This is a genomic window from Schaalia hyovaginalis, from assembly GCF_014208035.1.
Taxonomy (GTDB): domain Bacteria; phylum Actinomycetota; class Actinomycetes; order Actinomycetales; family Actinomycetaceae; genus Pauljensenia; species Pauljensenia hyovaginalis.
On the sequence record NZ_JACHMK010000001.1, the window covers coordinates 2,572,553 to 2,586,785 of the forward strand.

The following is a 14,233-nucleotide window of genomic DNA, read 5'->3' on the forward strand; positions in this document are numbered from 1 at the left end:
GGGGCCCGCCGCCCCCGGTTCCGAACCGGTTCAGGGCTGATTCCAAGCCGCTTCAGGACCGATTCACGCAGAGCGCATCGACCTCGTGGAGCACCGCGCCGCACGCGCCCGCCACCCAGGCGGTCCCGGCCAAGGCGAGCAGCCGCGCCCGCCATGCGTGCTCCGCGAGGAACTCCGAATAGCCGAAGCCCGAAGCCCCGGGAGTCGCGACCGCGACGAGGTCGACGCCCCTAAGCGCCGCGAAGGAGAGCAGCAAGGCGAGGACGAGGAGGACGAGGACGAGGACCGCCATCACGCGTCGCGCCTGCGGGACGTGGCGCTCCCGCCGTTCGATCGGGGTCAGCGCCAGGGCCCAGGCGCCCGCGATGAGGACGGCGACGAGGACGTCGGCGAGACGGTGCCATGCCGACACCATGACCGACACGCCCATGAGGGCCGTCCACGCCCATCCCAACCAGGCCACCGGACCGCGCGACCAGTTCGGCGCCACCATGACGAGCGCCAGGGCGAAGGAGATCGCGACCGTCGTGTGCCCGGAGGGGAGCGAGTTGGGAATCGCCGTGGTCACGTGGAGGTCGGGCCGGTCGAGCAGCCACTTGACCAGCTGAGTCGTCGCATTCGCACCCAGGACCACCGCCAGGGCCCGTCCGGCGAGGGTGCGTCTGCGGCGGATCAGCGCGAAGAAGGCGATGAGCACGCCGACGAGGACGATCATCGGCAGCGAAACGAGCGAGGTCACGAGCTTAGACACCCCGCCGAATCGGTCCGACCAGTGGATCGCCGATTCCATGAAGAGCGTGTCCATGCCCTGGCCCCGCGCGGTTCCCACGGCAGTGCGGCCGAGGGCGAAGGCGAGGAGGGCGCACACGAGGGCCCCGAGGACCCTGCGCCTCAGCGCCCAGGTGTACCACCGGTCCGGATGCGCAGCGGGCACAGGGCCGCGGCCGGAACCCCCCGACGCGCCCCCGGACTGATTCGAACCCGGAGAATCACCGGGGCGGAAAGCCCGATCAGGCATCGCGCCTCCCAACCTCGCCGAACTCGAACATCCCCCAACTGTAACGAGCGCGCAACCAGCGCGCCGGACGCCACCCGCTCTGCGGGCCTCCCCGATCGGCGTCCTCAAGACCCCGCAGCCGCGCCCGCTCGCCGCCCCTCGGATACAGTGGACGCCAACGACCATCCCGGAACAGGAGCGCCCGTGCCCGCCGCGACCCCAGTGAATACCGACCGCATCCGCGCGATGCTGTCGGACCGAGACGTCTCCTTCGGCGAGTACGACGAGGCCGAACTCGCCGTCCCCACCCTCAACGCCGTCTACTTCTGGGACACCTCGAACCCGCAGATCCTGCAGCTGCGCGCCCAATGGCGGGGCATCGCCACGACCGACGCCCAGTTCGCCGCCCTGGTCGAGGAGGTGGCCAAGTGCAACTCCATGCGCACCGGGCCCAAGGCCTACCTCGCGCCCTTCGAGGACGGCAAGCAGTACGGCCTCATCGCCGAATGCAATGTCATCGCCACCGACGGCCTCACCCCCGCCCAGCTCGACAGCTTCTGCGAGACCTCGATGACGATGATCATGGGATTCCTCGCCGATCTCGAGGACGCGCTTCCCGACTTCGTGGATTGGCGCGAGACCGACGCCGATGAGGAGCCCCGCTCATGAACCCCCTCTACGCAGTCCCCGATGATGACGCCTCGCCCTACCCCCTCGACTTCGACCGGCTGGTCGAGCACGTCCGCGAGCTGGGCTACGGCCTCGACGTGATCGTCGAGGGCCGAGCCGCCGGAGCGATCTTCGACACGATCCCCTTCCACTTCTCGATCGACGCATCCGGGCGATTCCTCTCGATCCGCGCCATGTGGGACACGGGCCTGCCCTTCGCCCCCTCCCAGCACGCGATCTTCGCCGCGGCCGATTCTTGGAACCGGGAGAAGTACTTCCCGACCGTGTACGCCATGCCCGGTCAGGACCGCAACGCCGAAGTGCTCGGCGACCTCGTGCTCGACATCACCCAGGGCGTATCGAACGACCAGCTCACGCAGAACATCAGAGCGGGCATCTCCACGGGACTCGACGCGATGGCCTACATGCAGGAGGCCGCGGCGCAGACTCTCGGCTGGGTCGATCCGCGCGCGAAATGACCCCCGGGAGCGCCGGCGCTGAAGAGCCGGCGAACGCGCACTCCCCCCGGGCCGCCCTCGCCCGGCCCTCGGCCCAGGACCTCGTCGACCTCCTGCGCTCCATGTCCGCGGGCGACGACCGCCTCGTCGACGTGCGCGTCATCCCCGGCCGCGCCGAACGCCTCGCGGCCTGGCCCGACTGGGTCGCACCGGACCTCGTCGAGGCCTGGCGCGCCAAGGGCGCACCCGCCCCATGGAGCCACCAGGCCGAAGCCCTCGACGCCATCCGCTCCGGACGCGATGTCGTCCTCGCCACAGGCACGGGATCGGGCAAATCCGCGCCCGCATGGACCCCGATCCTGTCCGACCTGGTCGCCTCGGAGGAATCGGGCCGGATCTCCGCGATCCGCAGGCGCCCGACCTGCCTCTACCTGTCGCCGACGAAAGCACTGGCGGCCGACCAGTTGGCCGGCCTGTCAAGGCTGCTCGCCCTCGGCCCCGAGGGATCGCCCCTGCGCCTCGTGCGCGCGACGACCGCGGACGGCGACACCCCGCGCGAGGCGAAGGACTGGGCGCGCGCGAACGCCGACATCATCCTCACGAACCCGGACTACCTGCACTACGTGATGCTCCCGGGGCACGAGCGCTGGACCCGCTTCCTCGCCTCCCTCAAGTACCTCGTCATCGATGAGCTGCACCATTGGCGCGGCATCGTCGGCAGTCACATCGCCCTCGTCGTCCGCAGGCTCCTGCGACTGGCGCATTCCCTCGGCGCCGACCCGGTCGTCATCATGCTCTCGGCGACGGTCCGCCGGCCCGAAGCGGTGGGAGAGGCGATGACGGGCCGCCCCGCGATCGCCATCGACGAGGACGGTTCGCCCGCCGGAGCCCATCATCTCGTCCTGTGGCAGGGAAGGCTCGTCCCCGATGAGGCCGAGGTCGACATCTCCGCCTTCCTGCGCGCCGTCGCGGGCGAGGAGATCGTCCTCGAGGCCCCGCTCCGCCGACTGTCCGGGCAGAGCGAAGCCGCGAACCTCACCGCCGCCTTCATGGAGCGGGGCGCCCGGCTCCTCACCTTCGTGCGCTCGCGCGCCGGAGCCGAAGCCGTCGCCCAGCAGGTTCGGGACAGGCTCTCAGCCCACGCCTCCCCGCTGACCTGCGGAATCGCCGCCTATCGCGGAGGCTACCTGCCCGAAGAGCGGCGCGCCCTCGAACAGGGACTGCGCACGGGCGATCTCCGGGCCGTCGCCACGACCTCCGCCCTCGAGCTCGGACTCGACGTATCGGGACTGGACGCCACGATCACCGCCGGGTGGCCGGGCACCCGCGCCTCCTTGTGGCAGCAGGCGGGGCGCGCCGGCAGGGCGGGTTCGCCCGGCGTGTCCGTGCTCATCGCCTCGGACAACCCCCTCGACGCCTATCTCGTCCACCACCCTGACGAGATCTTCGCCCCCGTCGAATCGGCCGTCATCGACCCGCGCAACCCCTGGGTGCTCGCCCCGCATCTCGCGGCGGCCGCCGCTGAACTGCCGCTGTCCGAGGTGCGCGACGACGGCGAGGACCTCGCCCTCTTTGGCGAGGACTTCCCCGGGCTGGCCGATTCGCTCGTCGCCCGGGGGTATCTGCGTCGGCGTCCCGCCGGCTGGTTCTGGGATGCGACTCGCAGTGAGCGCCCCTCCGATCTGACGGATCTGCGCGGGTCGGGAGGGGACGTCCAGATCGTCGAGGTCCGATCCGGCCAGGTCATCGGCACGATCGACGAGCCCTCCGCCGATGCGCACGTCTTCCCGGACGCGGTCTACGTCCATCAGGGCCGCACTTTCCACGTCCTGTCGCTGTCCTCCTTGGAGCAGCCGATCGAGTCCGCGGGGCGGGCGGGCGGTGCCGTCCCCGAAGGCGCTGGCGACGCGGGGACGATCGACGAGGGGCAGATCGCGGCGGGGACGATCGGCGAGGGCGGGGCTTCTCGTCCGCCGGGGGGCGCATCGGCTTCAGCGCCGGCGCCCGGTGCGGGCGCCCTTCCCGTCTACATCGCCCCGCCCTCGTCGATACGGGAGCGCCAGCGCGTCGCCCTGGTGGAGGAGGTCCGCACACCGCTGCGCACTCGCGCCAAGCAGCACGTCTCCGTCGCGGTCCGCGGGGTCGAGGAGACGTGGACGAGCCGGGACGGCCTGGTCGTGTGGCGCTACGGTTCCGTCGAGGTCGCGACCCGCGTCACGGATTACGACCTGCTCCGCCTTCCCCGCCTGGAGTTCATCCGCAACATCGAGCTGCGCCTGCCGATGCGGACCCTGCCGACGAAGGCCGTGTGGTACGAGCTGGCACCGGGGGCTCTGGCGGCGCTGGGTCTTGAAGCGGGGGAGCTCCCCGGCGCCCTGCACGCCGCCGAGCACGCGGCGATCGGGATGCTGCCGCTGCTGGCGACTTGCGACCGGTGGGATCTCGGCGGCCTGTCCACCGCGATCCATGACGATACGGGGCTCCCGACCGTCTTCGTCCACGACGCCTTCCGAGGAGGGGCCGGGCACGCGCGCTGCGGTTTCGACCGGGCGAAGGAGTGGATCGAGTCGACGCTCTCCAACGTGACGGAGTGCGACTGCGAGACCGGCTGCCCGCGCTGCGTGCAGTCGCCGAAGTGCGGGAACGGCAACGAACCCCTGTCCAAGGCGGGAGCGATCGTCCTCCTCGGCTTCCTCGCCGAGCGCTGCCCCGGTTGATCGCCCCTTCAGGCGCAGGGTTCTGGTGACGACTCGGACGCTTCTCCAAGCGCACCCGCTCCGGCCCGGCAACAACTCGGACACAACCCCACACTCACCCGGCCCAGCCCGGCAACAACTCGGACACAACCCCACACTCACCCGGCCCAGCCCGGCAACAACTCGGACACAACCCCACACTCACCCGGCCCAGCCCGGCAACAACTCGGACATCACACAGGGACTTCCCGCCGAATCCGCAGGTCATATGGATGTTCGCGGGTCCGACGCTGCCGCAATGACCGACTTGTCGTCACAGGCCTTACATGACGTGTCCGACTTGTCGCCATGCCGCCCGCGGGAGGTCTTCGCGCATCCCCACCGCGACCAGGGGCACTGCGACCGCACTCGACCAGCGGCACCGCGGTCCGGGAGACAGCACGACCAGAGAGGCATCGCGACCAGGGACGCCGTGCGGGGGCACGGCACCAGAACACCCTGCGCAGACAGCATGAAGGGCGGCCCGAGGGGGAGAACGGCACCGAGGCCCTCGTCGCACCATGCCGCAGGCACCATGAAGGGCTGGCCCAGCGGGCCAGCCCTTCACAGCATCCCATCAACACAGTGCGAGTCTTCGATATGCTCCCTCTCCGGTGCTCGGATCGTCCACAGTTCCGAGCTCCTCTTCACTTGATGTCCTGACGATACGAAGCCGTCCTTGAGGAACCATAGAATCCACCTGAAAGTTCCCTGGGATTTACTCCTCCGGTACGGGATCGACGCCCCCTTCCGTCAGCTCTGTCAGCGGACCGGCGCGCGCCCGCGCTCGGATCGGGGCGTTGAACCCGAGGATCGACCTGCGAACGGACACGATCACCCGGGTGTCGGCTCCCAGCACCTCGCAGGATTCCATGACCGTCCCGTTCTCGCGCGCCACCGCGTCGGCTGTCGCGCAGGGCCGATCCCCGACGTCTTCCCACAGCGCGGTCGCCGAGATGTCGGCGCCCGCGAGCGCGCTGAGCGCGGCGACCGCATCGACTCGGGCGCGCTCACCCAGAGCCACGGACGAAGCGGCGAGGATCAATGCGCAGGTGAGAGCCAGGGCGGCGAGCCCTGCGACGAGGATCGTTCCGGAGCCGGATTCGCCGTCGGGACCATTCCGGCTCCTCGCCGGACGGGAGCGCTCGATCCGATTCCGATCCGCATCGCCGCCGCTGCGCCGACGCGCGACCCTGGAGCCGCAGATCCCTGAATCCCTCCCCCGACTCCGGTCGGGGCCCGATGCGCAGTCCGTCGGCAGACCGCTCCCCGGGCCCGCGAGCGCCCGCAACAGGCGAGCCCACCGCGGCGACGCCGAGCCGGTGGCGTTCACGGGGTCATCACCGACAGACGGGCCCTGACCTCGCAGGAGGCTTCGGGGATCGCCCAGCCGATGAGGCCGTGCGCGGGCAGGGAGGCCCTCGCAGTCACCCAGGCCCCCTCCCGGAGCGCGTAAACGCGGGCTCCGCGCCCCAAGAGAGCCCCGAGCGCCTCGGAGCCGACGAGATCGGGATCGGACGCGCCCTCGACCGCTGCGCGAGCCGCCTCGCCCGCGGCCCGGCAGAGCTGCTGACGGGTGATGCCGATGGACGATAGCGCGAGGATGAGGGCGAGGATGAGGACGACGACTCCGAAACCGATCGCCAACTCGACCGTTGTCGATCCCCGTTCGCCTCGCCCCGCCGCTCGATCCGCTGTCCCGCGAAGCACTGGGGCGCCCATGGGAGTCATCGCCGGTTCAGAACGTGAGAGCCGTCGTGATGATTCCTTGCAGCAGTCCCTTGACCGCGCCCGATTTCAAGACGACGACGAGGAGCCCCGCGAATCCCGCAGCGGCGATCGCGCCGATCGCGTACTCGACTGTCGTCGATCCCTCCTCTTCGAAGCCCTCCTGCGCCGGGGCGATCAGGGCGCGAACCGCGGTGCGGATGTGCTGTCTCATGATGATTCCTCCTTCATCCCGGACCGTCCGGGACTCCAAGAGTCGCCTTGGGAGGACCCGAGGTCGAACGCCCCCGCGTCATCATGTGGATGCCGATCCGCAGGGCGCGACGGCTTGTGGATACGCGGGGGCGAAAGGCGCAGCGCGGGGCGACGGAAGGCCCTGCCCGAGCGCCGCCGGAGAACGGGGCGACGGGGAAGGAGAGCCCGCTGCGCACGGGCAAGACGAGAAACGGCGGCCGGACCCGCGGGTCCGGCCGCCGCAGCGTTCAGGGGGAGGGGTTCGCCTGCCCTCCCCCGGGCGATCAGGCCGCAGTCGGCGCGAGCGCGTTGTCCGCGGGCAGGGGCTTGGGACCCCGGCGGATCCTCGCACCGATGAGGATGACGACGACCGCGAGAGCCGCCCAGATCCCGAGGACCGCGAGCGCGTTGCCGATCGCGCCCTGCGCACCCGATCCGGCGATGAGGTCGCGGAATGCGAGCTGCGTGTAGCTCATCGGCAGGAAGGGATGGATCCACTGGAAGAAGGCGGGAGCGGTCTCGACCGGGAAGGTCGCGCCCATCGAGGTGATCTGGAGGCTCAGCAGGATGATCGAGATGAAGCGCCCCCTGAAGGCCAGGGATGCGACGCAGGCCTGGTTGATGAGCATGAAGGTGATCGACGCGGCCACCGCCATCAGGCACAGGCCCGGAAGGTTCTTCGCCTCGATCCCCGCCGAGGCGTCGACGACGACCATCATGATGACCGCCTGGGCGACGGCGAGGAGCGTCGCGGTCGTCGCGGGGCGCACGGCCGACGCCCACCACTTCTCGCCGTGATCGCGCTTGTCGAGAGCGGGGAGGATGAGGAAGAGCGCGATCGCGCCGACCCAGAGGGCGAGGCTCATGAACATCGGGGTGAAGCCCGCGCCGTTGTTGGCGACCGCATGGTCGCGCACGGCTTCGACGCTCGCGACCTGCGATCCGGTGGTCGCGATGGCGTCGCGCTCGGAGTCCGTGTAGGAGGGGATCCGATCGGCGCCCGATTGGAGGCCCTCGGCGAGGCTCGTCGCACCCTCGGCGAGCGCGCCTGCGCCGTCGTCCAGTGCGCGCATGCCCTCGGACAGGGTCGTCGCGCCCTCGGCGAGGGTGCGCGAACCGGAGTCAGCGCTCGCGAGGCCGGAGGCGAGGGTCTGCGCGCCGGAGTCGGCTGAGGCCGCACCGGATGCGAGGCTTCCGAGCCCGTCGGAGAGGCGTTGCGCGGCCTGGGCGGCGGCCGTGGAACCGGAGACGAGGCGGGCCATGCCCGAGTCGAGGGCGTTCGCGCCCTCCGACAGGGAGGTCGCGCCCTGCGAGAGCCGGGTGATGCCCGCGGTGAGGGCCGGGACCTTGGAATTCATCGTGGCCGCGCCTGCGGCGACCTGCGCGGAACCGGCGCGGAGCTTCTCGGAGTTCGCGTAGACCGTCGTCCCATTCGACACCGTCGGCGCGGTGATCGCCGACAGGCCGTTCGAAAGGGCGTTGATCGCGCCCATGACGGTCGAGGCGTCCGTCGAATCCGCCGGACCGACCCCTGCGGAGAGCAGGTCGGCACCGGATCGAAGGGCGGGCATCGACTGCTGGAGGGCGGCGGCCCCGGCCGCGACCCGGGTCGCGCCCTGCGCGGCCGAGTCGACGCCGGTCGAGACCTGCGCGGCGCCTGCGGCGAGGGCGTCGAGCGAGGCCGAGGCCTGGACGAGGCCCGACATGTTCGTCGCGGCGTCGCCGAGGCCGCTCGCGAGGGCCTGCGAGCCTGTGCGGAGGGGGGCGGATTGGGCGGCCAGTGCTGTGAGCGTCTGGCAGGTCTGGCTCGTATCGCCCGACGCGGTGCAGGCCGCGGCGAGCTGGTCGACTGCTGCCGTGTAGCCCGAGACTCCGGTGGAGAGGGTCTGCGCGCCGCTCGCTGCCGTCTGGATCTTCGAGGCGTCGAGGCCCGAGGCGACGGCCCTGATCTGCTCGACGCCGGCGGCGACCTGGGCGGCGCCGTCCGTGAGGCTCACGCTCGAGCCCGATTGCAGGGTCGTCATCCCCTTCGCAAGGGCGTTCGCCCCGGCGGCGAGCGAGTTGACGCCACCGTACAGGGTCGTCGTCGAGGCACTGGCCCCCGCGGTGTCGTTGGATTGCCCGATGCCAGCCGAGAGGGCCGCGATGCCGGCGGCGAGGCCCGTCTTCGGATCCGAGGCCTTCGACTGGAGGAGGAGGGCGCCTGCGCTCACCCGGTCGACGCCGCTCGTGTAGGAGGCGATGCCGTCCTTGAGGCTGGCGGTGCCGTCGTTGAGCTGTGAGACGCCTGCGGCGAGGGGTGCGCTCGAGTCCGCGAGGGTCTGCGTTCCGGCGGCGAGCCGGGAGGCGCCGTCGGAGACCTGCGATGCTCCGTCGGCGGCGGTCGAGGTGCCCGTCGCGAGGTCCGAGAGGCCCGAGGCGAGGGCGCCGCCGCCGTTCGCCGCGCTCGCCGCACCGGTGTCGAAGGCGGCCAGCCCGGAGACGAGGGAGACGGATCCGTCGGCGAGCTTGTCGAGTCCGACGGTGAGGGTCTGGGCGCCCTCGGCGAGCGCGCCTGCGCCCTCGGCCGCGCTCGTCGTTCCGTCGGCGAGGGTCGCGGAGCCGTCGGAGAGCCTCTGGGCGCCGTCGGCGGCGGTCGTCATGCCGTCGCGGATCTCGGAGACGGAGAGGAGGAGGGTGGAGAGGATCTTCTCCGATCCTTGTGCTTCGAGGCGGTTCGCGAGCGTCTCCGCGACGGTCCGGGCCATCGTGCCGGTGAGGTAGTTGACGCCGTCATCGGTGACGAGTTCGAGGGTCTGCGTGGTGGCCGCCGAGGGGTCGGCGCTCCCGACTGCGGAGGCCCTCTCGGAGAATCCCTCGGGGATGTAGAGGATGGCGCGGATCTCCTCGGTCCGCATCTTCTCCTGCGCGTCCTCGGCGCTCATGTCGTGCCAGGTGAAGCCGGTGTCCGTGTCGGCGTCGGGGTGCACGAGCGCGTCTGCGAGTTCATCGCCGAGGGCGAAGGTCTCGGCCTTTCCGGAGACGAGGGTCGCCGTGTACGCCGTGTCCTCGTTGACGACTGCGGCGTTGATCCGCTCGAGGAGATTGGTTGGGTTCTGGTAGGCGAGTGTGAGGAGCCCCGCGTAAAGCAGGGGGACGATGAGGACCGCGACGATGACGACCAGATTGGCCATTCGCGATCCGGTGAGTTTCTTCATGGTGTTGCCTCTCGAAATATGCGAACTCAAGATACATACCTGTATTCATTTCATGCAATACAGACCTGTATCCTGTGGGGGAACAGACAGGCGACGAGCGGGATACGGTAGGGGCATGACAAGCGACGACAAGCGCACTCGCATCACCACGACGCGGCTGTCCGGACGAAGGGCCGCCCTCAAGCGCATCATCGCCACCGCCCCGTCCGAGCGTCGGGCGGCGACCCAGTCGCTGCTCCTCGAATCGGGCAAGCGCCTCATCATCGACAAGGGCCTGGGGGCCACCAGCGTCGGCGACATCTGCACGGACGCGGGCTTCACCCGAGGCGCCTTCTACTCCAACTTCGCCGACATGGACCACTTCGTCGAACGCCTCGCCCAGGAGCAGTGGACCCAGATCCTCACCTACGTCCACACAACCGTCGACGAGGTCCTCACCGCACGCGGCGACGACCATCCCCTATCGGACACCGAGGTCGAAAACGCGATCGCACCCCTCGCCGAGAGCCTCCTCACGGCCATGCCCATCAGTCGCGACTTCTACATGCTTCAGAGCGAGCTCGCGACCTACACGGCCCGCGCCCCGGAGAAGACCAGCGCCCTACGCACGGGATACGAAGCCTTCACCGCCTCCCTGTGCGGCCTCCTCATCTCCGGCCTCAAAGCGATCGGCCGGGAGACGATCCCCGCACCCGAGGACGTCACCGCCCTCATCATCGCCGCGGGCGAGCGCTCCATGCGCGCCGCACTCACGAAAGGCGAGGACGGGCTGACCGCCCTCCTCGAACGCGTCCTGCCCACCCTCCTCGTTCGCCTGTCGGCCCCCATCGCGGACTCACACGACTCCCGCGAAGCCCGACTCGACGAGATGAACGAGGACGGGACCCGCTCCCAGAACGAGGAAGGCGGGTAGGAGGAGCGCTCCGAGCGGGATCGCGAGCTGCACTCCGAGCGCCTCCGCACGAGCGCGCGCGTCGGCTGCCCTTCGCGCGCGGCGCTGCGCCGCGAGGCGCCTGAGCAGGGCATCGGGCGCGGTCCCCTCCTCCCACGCGGACTCGAGGCCGGAGGCGAGCAGTTCCCATCCCCTCGAATCCCAGGCGATCGTCCAGGACGCGCCGAGGCGCAGCGCCCGTCCCGCCGCCGCCAAGCCCTCATCCCCCGTCGCCCCGCCCAATGCGATGAGGACATCGGGGATGGAGGCCCCCGATTCCAGGGCCGCCCGGGCAAGATCGCACCCCATCGCCTCGTCAAGCGCCCCCGGCGGGGAGGCCGCCCTCGCGATGAGGCTCTCGGACACGATCCGAGAGGCGATGAGGAAAGAGGCTCCCGCCACCGCCATCAGCGTGCCGAGGCCCCCGTCGGCGAATCGCTCCAGGGGGTGAGCGCCCATCACCTGCGCCAGCGCGACCCCCAGCAGGGGCAATGCCCGCAAGACCCTCGCGGAGGTCCTCGCCCCCTGCGTGGCGATCCTCCTCGCCTCCTCCTGAGCCTCGGCCTCCTCCAGGCCTTCGGCCACGGCATCGAGGATCGACGCCAAGGGCGCCCCGATCATCGCGCTCAAGCGGCATGCGGTCCCGAGGTCCTCGGCCGCCCGGCGCACGGCCCGCGCCCGCGGGGAGCGTGCGCGCACAGCGGCGCCCACGCCCCTCCCCCCGCGAGCGCCGCGCCGCCCGGACGCCTGCGCGAGCCCGGCCAGGCCGATCGGGGCGCCGTCCTCGGCGAGCCCCGCGAACTCCGCCGCGCACACCCGCGACCAGGCGGAACGCCATGCCTCCTCCACCGGTGCCCCGGCCTTCAGGCGGGCGGAGACCTCGGTGACGAGGATGGACAGATCGGCCGCGCTCATCCCATCGGGATCCCGGGCCTTCCGGCCCCTTCGGCGCTCCGCAGGGCTCACCCGCATCCGCCCGCCAGCCGAACCCCAGCGGCGAAGGATCCGTCGCCGCACGAGATGCTCACCCGCGAAAAGCGCCGCCAGGCAGATGACGGCCACCGCGACCATCACCCCGCTCACTTCGGCGCCCGCACCCCCTCAAGCCCCCGCTGAGCGCGATCGGCGCCGATCACCTCGGCGAAGCGCTCCCACGCGGGCCCGAACTCCACGATCCCCGGAGCCCGGGAGTCCACGGCGATCTCCGCGCGCAATTCACCGCCCTCGCGCGAAAGGACGGCGATCTCGCACACGCGGCGCAGAGCCCCGGCTTCCAGCTTCACTCGACTCATGTGGACCACGGCGTCGAAGGCCGCGACAGCCTGGGCGGTCACCGCCGCCTCGCTCATCCCCGCGAGCGCCCCGAGGGCCACGAGCCGCGCGGGCACCTCCCTCGAGCCGTTCGCATGGATCGTCGCCCAGCCCCCGTCGTGACCCGTGTTGAGCGCCAGCAGCACATCGCGGACCTCCGGCCCGCGGCACTCCCCCAGGACGAGACGATCGGGGCGCATGCGCATCGCCGCCCTGACGAGCTCGGACAGGGGGATCCCACCGGCTCCTTGGATGTTCGGGCGACGCTCGGTCAAGGACACGACGTGAGGGTGCCGAGGATTCAACTCGGGCACCTCCTCGATGCAGATGATCCTCTCCTCCGCGGGGACGAGGCCGAGAAGCGCCGACAGGAGCGTCGTCTTGCCCGAACCGGTCGCACCCGACACCAGGACGTTCGCGCGCCGTTCGACGCATGCGCGCAGGAAGGCGCCGAAAGGAGGGGCGAGCGAAGCGGACGCCTCCAGCTCCGCGATCGAGAGCCCGGCCGCCCTCGTCGTCCGCAGCGAGATGAGAGTGCCCGACGCCGAGGGCCCGGGCAGGACGGCGTGAAGGCGCACCCCGCCGGGCAGCGAGCCGTCCACGATGGGACTCGCATCGTCGAGGCGCTTCCCGCAGGCCGCCGCCATCCGGATCGCGAGCGCGCGGACGTCCTTCTCGTCACCGAGATCCACCGCGGCCCTCTCCAGGCCGAAGCCGCGATCGATCCACGCATCCGTCGAATTGATGAGGACGTCCGTGACCCTCGAATCCTCCAGAAGACGAGCGATGCGCGGCCCCGTTCCCGCTTCCCAGGAGCGGACCCCGTCCAGGAGGGCGCGCAGTTCGCCGACGCCCGCCCCCTCGCGGGCGCCCTCGCGCACCGCCGAGGCCCGCCCCCGCCCCTCCGAAACGGCCCGGATCACCCGGCCGAGGCCGTCGTCATCCACTGCGCCTCCCCCTCCCCGCGAGCTCTCCGCCCGGCCGCCTCAGCGCACGGAGGATCGCCCTTCCCCCGCCGCGCGATGCGCGCGTCCAGCCGAGGACCGGAGCCCGCGTGATCGAGCGGAGTCGGGAGCGCCCGCGCCCTCGGGCGACGAGGACGAAGGGCGCGGACGGGGGTGAGAGCGCGAGCGCGAAGGCGGCGCGCGCAGCCCCCTCGAAGTCGGCGGGGCCGACGAGGACGAGGCCCTCCACCGCCCCCAGGCGCCCATCCGCGCCCTCGCCCCAGAGGCCGCAGTCGACGACCGCGGCTCTGCCCGAGCGCACGACCGCATCGAGAAGGGGACGCTGACGCGGGTCGCCCAAGCGGGCGCCGCCGCGCCCATCCGCCGTCAAGATCCGGTAGTCCCCGGCGTCGACCAGGTGATCGGGCAGGTCGGCGGGGAAGGCGTTCTCCGTGGCCGACAGGTCCGCCCAACGGATCCCGGGGGCATCGGGGTCGCGCAGGAGCGCGGGAAGAGGCCCGCTCCCGGACATGTCGACGAGCACTCCCCGCATCGTCCGGGCGAGCAGTTGGGCGACTTCGGCCGAGCAGCGGCCCCCGTCCCAGTGAGCCACCCCGATGACGCCGGCCGGGACGGTCCCATCGGCCTTCGCGGGGCTCGCGAGAATGACCTGGGCGAGGAGCTCCTCATCCCCGGGGAGGCGGAGCCCGGACCCGGCTCCCACTTCGACGCGCATCGCCCCCTCGATCCCCGAGGGCGCAGGACCGGCGATGACGAGATCGGGAACGCCGCACCCGTCCCAGGCCCTTGCGCCCAGCACTTCGATGAGGCCCTCCACGCGCTCCGCGTCCTCGCCCTCCAGCCCGTCGCAGGCGACGCGGGCGCCGCCGCACTCCGCACGCCCCTTCTTCCGAACTCCCATGTCCTCAAGTGGACACCCCTGCCCGGTGAAGCACCCGGCGCGAGCTGCGCGACTGTGGAAAACTATTGGGCACTGATCCGCCTGTGGACACGCATCGGCGACGACTG

Annotated in this window: 12 protein-coding genes; 4 read left to right on the plus strand and 8 right to left on the minus strand. The window is 71.3% G+C overall.

The annotated features are described in order from the left end of the window. Positions 1-52 precede the first annotated feature (52 nt). Positions 53-1,018 carry a phosphatase PAP2 family protein gene (locus tag HD592_RS11460; RefSeq protein ID WP_184454249.1) on the minus strand — a complete coding sequence of 322 codons (966 nt, stop codon included), beginning with the start codon at positions 1,016-1,018 and terminating at the stop codon, positions 53-55. A 183-nt stretch (positions 1,019-1,201) separates the two neighbouring features. Here HD592_RS11460 and HD592_RS11465 point away from each other — a divergent pair, with 183 nt between their 5' ends. The 3 genes from HD592_RS11465 to HD592_RS11475 all read left to right on the plus strand — a co-directional run bounded on the left by HD592_RS11465 (position 1,202) and on the right by HD592_RS11475 (position 4,841). Further along, positions 1,202-1,666 (plus strand): YbjN domain-containing protein, encoded by a 465-nt coding sequence (locus HD592_RS11465; protein ID WP_277298825.1) that lies wholly within the window; start codon positions 1,202-1,204, stop codon positions 1,664-1,666. Continuing rightward, complete coding sequence (locus HD592_RS11470) at positions 1,663-2,145, plus strand: YbjN domain-containing protein (RefSeq protein ID WP_154475806.1); 483 nt, start codon at positions 1,663-1,665, stop codon at positions 2,143-2,145. The genes HD592_RS11465 and HD592_RS11470 overlap by 4 nt, the downstream gene beginning before the upstream one ends. 101 nt (positions 2,146-2,246) lie before the next feature. Next, a complete protein-coding gene (locus tag HD592_RS11475; protein ID WP_184454693.1) occupies positions 2,247-4,841 on the plus strand; it encodes a DEAD/DEAH box helicase in 2,595 nt (864 codons plus the stop codon). Between the two features lie 736 nt (positions 4,842-5,577). On the opposite strand, the gene HD592_RS12525 is transcribed toward HD592_RS11475, so the two are convergent. The 4 genes from HD592_RS12525 to HD592_RS11495 all read right to left on the minus strand — a co-directional run bounded on the left by HD592_RS12525 (position 5,578) and on the right by HD592_RS11495 (position 10,018). Next, positions 5,578-6,192, minus strand: coding sequence for an Rv3654c family TadE-like protein (locus HD592_RS12525; RefSeq protein WP_320658106.1), 615 nt, complete (start codon positions 6,190-6,192; stop codon positions 5,578-5,580). Further along, the gene (locus HD592_RS11485) at positions 6,189-6,590 is read right to left on the minus strand and encodes a TadE/TadG family type IV pilus assembly protein (RefSeq protein WP_320658107.1); all 402 of its coding nucleotides are present in this window, start codon (positions 6,588-6,590) and stop codon (positions 6,189-6,191) included. The genes HD592_RS12525 and HD592_RS11485 overlap by 4 nt, the downstream gene beginning before the upstream one ends. A gap of 7 nt (positions 6,591-6,597) precedes the next feature. Beyond that, positions 6,598-6,801 carry a DUF4244 domain-containing protein gene (locus tag HD592_RS11490; protein ID WP_184454253.1) on the minus strand — a complete coding sequence of 68 codons (204 nt, stop codon included), beginning with the start codon at positions 6,799-6,801 and terminating at the stop codon, positions 6,598-6,600. Between the two features lie 304 nt (positions 6,802-7,105). Beyond that, positions 7,106-10,018 (minus strand): YhgE/Pip domain-containing protein, encoded by a 2,913-nt coding sequence (locus HD592_RS11495; RefSeq protein ID WP_184454255.1) that lies wholly within the window; start codon positions 10,016-10,018, stop codon positions 7,106-7,108. 115 nt (positions 10,019-10,133) lie between these two features. On the opposite strand from HD592_RS11495, the gene HD592_RS11500 reads away from it, so the two are divergent. Beyond that, positions 10,134-10,931: a TetR/AcrR family transcriptional regulator gene (locus tag HD592_RS11500; protein ID WP_184454257.1), complete on the plus strand. Its 798-nt coding sequence runs from the start codon at positions 10,134-10,136 to the stop codon at positions 10,929-10,931. On the opposite strand, the gene HD592_RS12530 is transcribed toward HD592_RS11500, so the two are convergent. The 3 genes from HD592_RS12530 to HD592_RS11515 are packed head-to-tail and all read right to left on the minus strand — an operon-like array spanning position 10,854 to position 14,126. Further along, positions 10,854-12,032: a type II secretion system F family protein gene (locus tag HD592_RS12530; protein WP_221437888.1), complete on the minus strand. Its 1,179-nt coding sequence runs from the start codon at positions 12,030-12,032 to the stop codon at positions 10,854-10,856. The genes HD592_RS11500 and HD592_RS12530 overlap by 78 nt on opposite strands. After that, positions 12,029-13,207, minus strand: a complete 1,179-nt coding sequence (locus HD592_RS11510; RefSeq protein ID WP_320658109.1) for a TadA family conjugal transfer-associated ATPase — start codon at positions 13,205-13,207, stop codon at positions 12,029-12,031. The genes HD592_RS12530 and HD592_RS11510 overlap by 4 nt, the downstream gene beginning before the upstream one ends. After that, the gene (locus HD592_RS11515) at positions 13,200-14,126 is read right to left on the minus strand and encodes a hypothetical protein (protein WP_184454260.1); all 927 of its coding nucleotides are present in this window, start codon (positions 14,124-14,126) and stop codon (positions 13,200-13,202) included. The genes HD592_RS11510 and HD592_RS11515 overlap by 8 nt, the downstream gene beginning before the upstream one ends. Between the last annotated feature and the right edge of the window lie 107 nt (positions 14,127-14,233).

Excerpts from the sequence above, each read along its gene's own strand:
- HD592_RS11500 (WP_184454257.1), top strand. The coding sequence starts at position 10,134 with ATGACAAGCGACGACAAGCGCACTCGCATCACCACGACGCGGCTGTCC.
- HD592_RS11515 (WP_184454260.1), bottom strand. The coding sequence starts at position 14,126 with ATGGGAGTTCGGAAGAAGGGGCGTGCGGAGTGCGGCGGCGCCCGCGTC.
- HD592_RS11470 (WP_154475806.1), top strand. The coding sequence starts at position 1,663 with ATGAACCCCCTCTACGCAGTCCCCGATGATGACGCCTCGCCCTACCCC.
- HD592_RS11485 (WP_320658107.1), bottom strand. The coding sequence starts at position 6,590 with ATGACTCCCATGGGCGCCCCAGTGCTTCGCGGGACAGCGGATCGAGCG.
- HD592_RS11475 (WP_184454693.1), top strand. The coding sequence starts at position 2,247 with ATGTCCGCGGGCGACGACCGCCTCGTCGACGTGCGCGTCATCCCCGGC.
- HD592_RS11495 (WP_184454255.1), bottom strand. The coding sequence starts at position 10,018 with ATGAAGAAACTCACCGGATCGCGAATGGCCAATCTGGTCGTCATCGTC.
- HD592_RS11460 (WP_184454249.1), bottom strand. The coding sequence starts at position 1,018 with ATGCCTGATCGGGCTTTCCGCCCCGGTGATTCTCCGGGTTCGAATCAG.
- HD592_RS11490 (WP_184454253.1), bottom strand. The coding sequence starts at position 6,801 with ATGAGACAGCACATCCGCACCGCGGTTCGCGCCCTGATCGCCCCGGCG.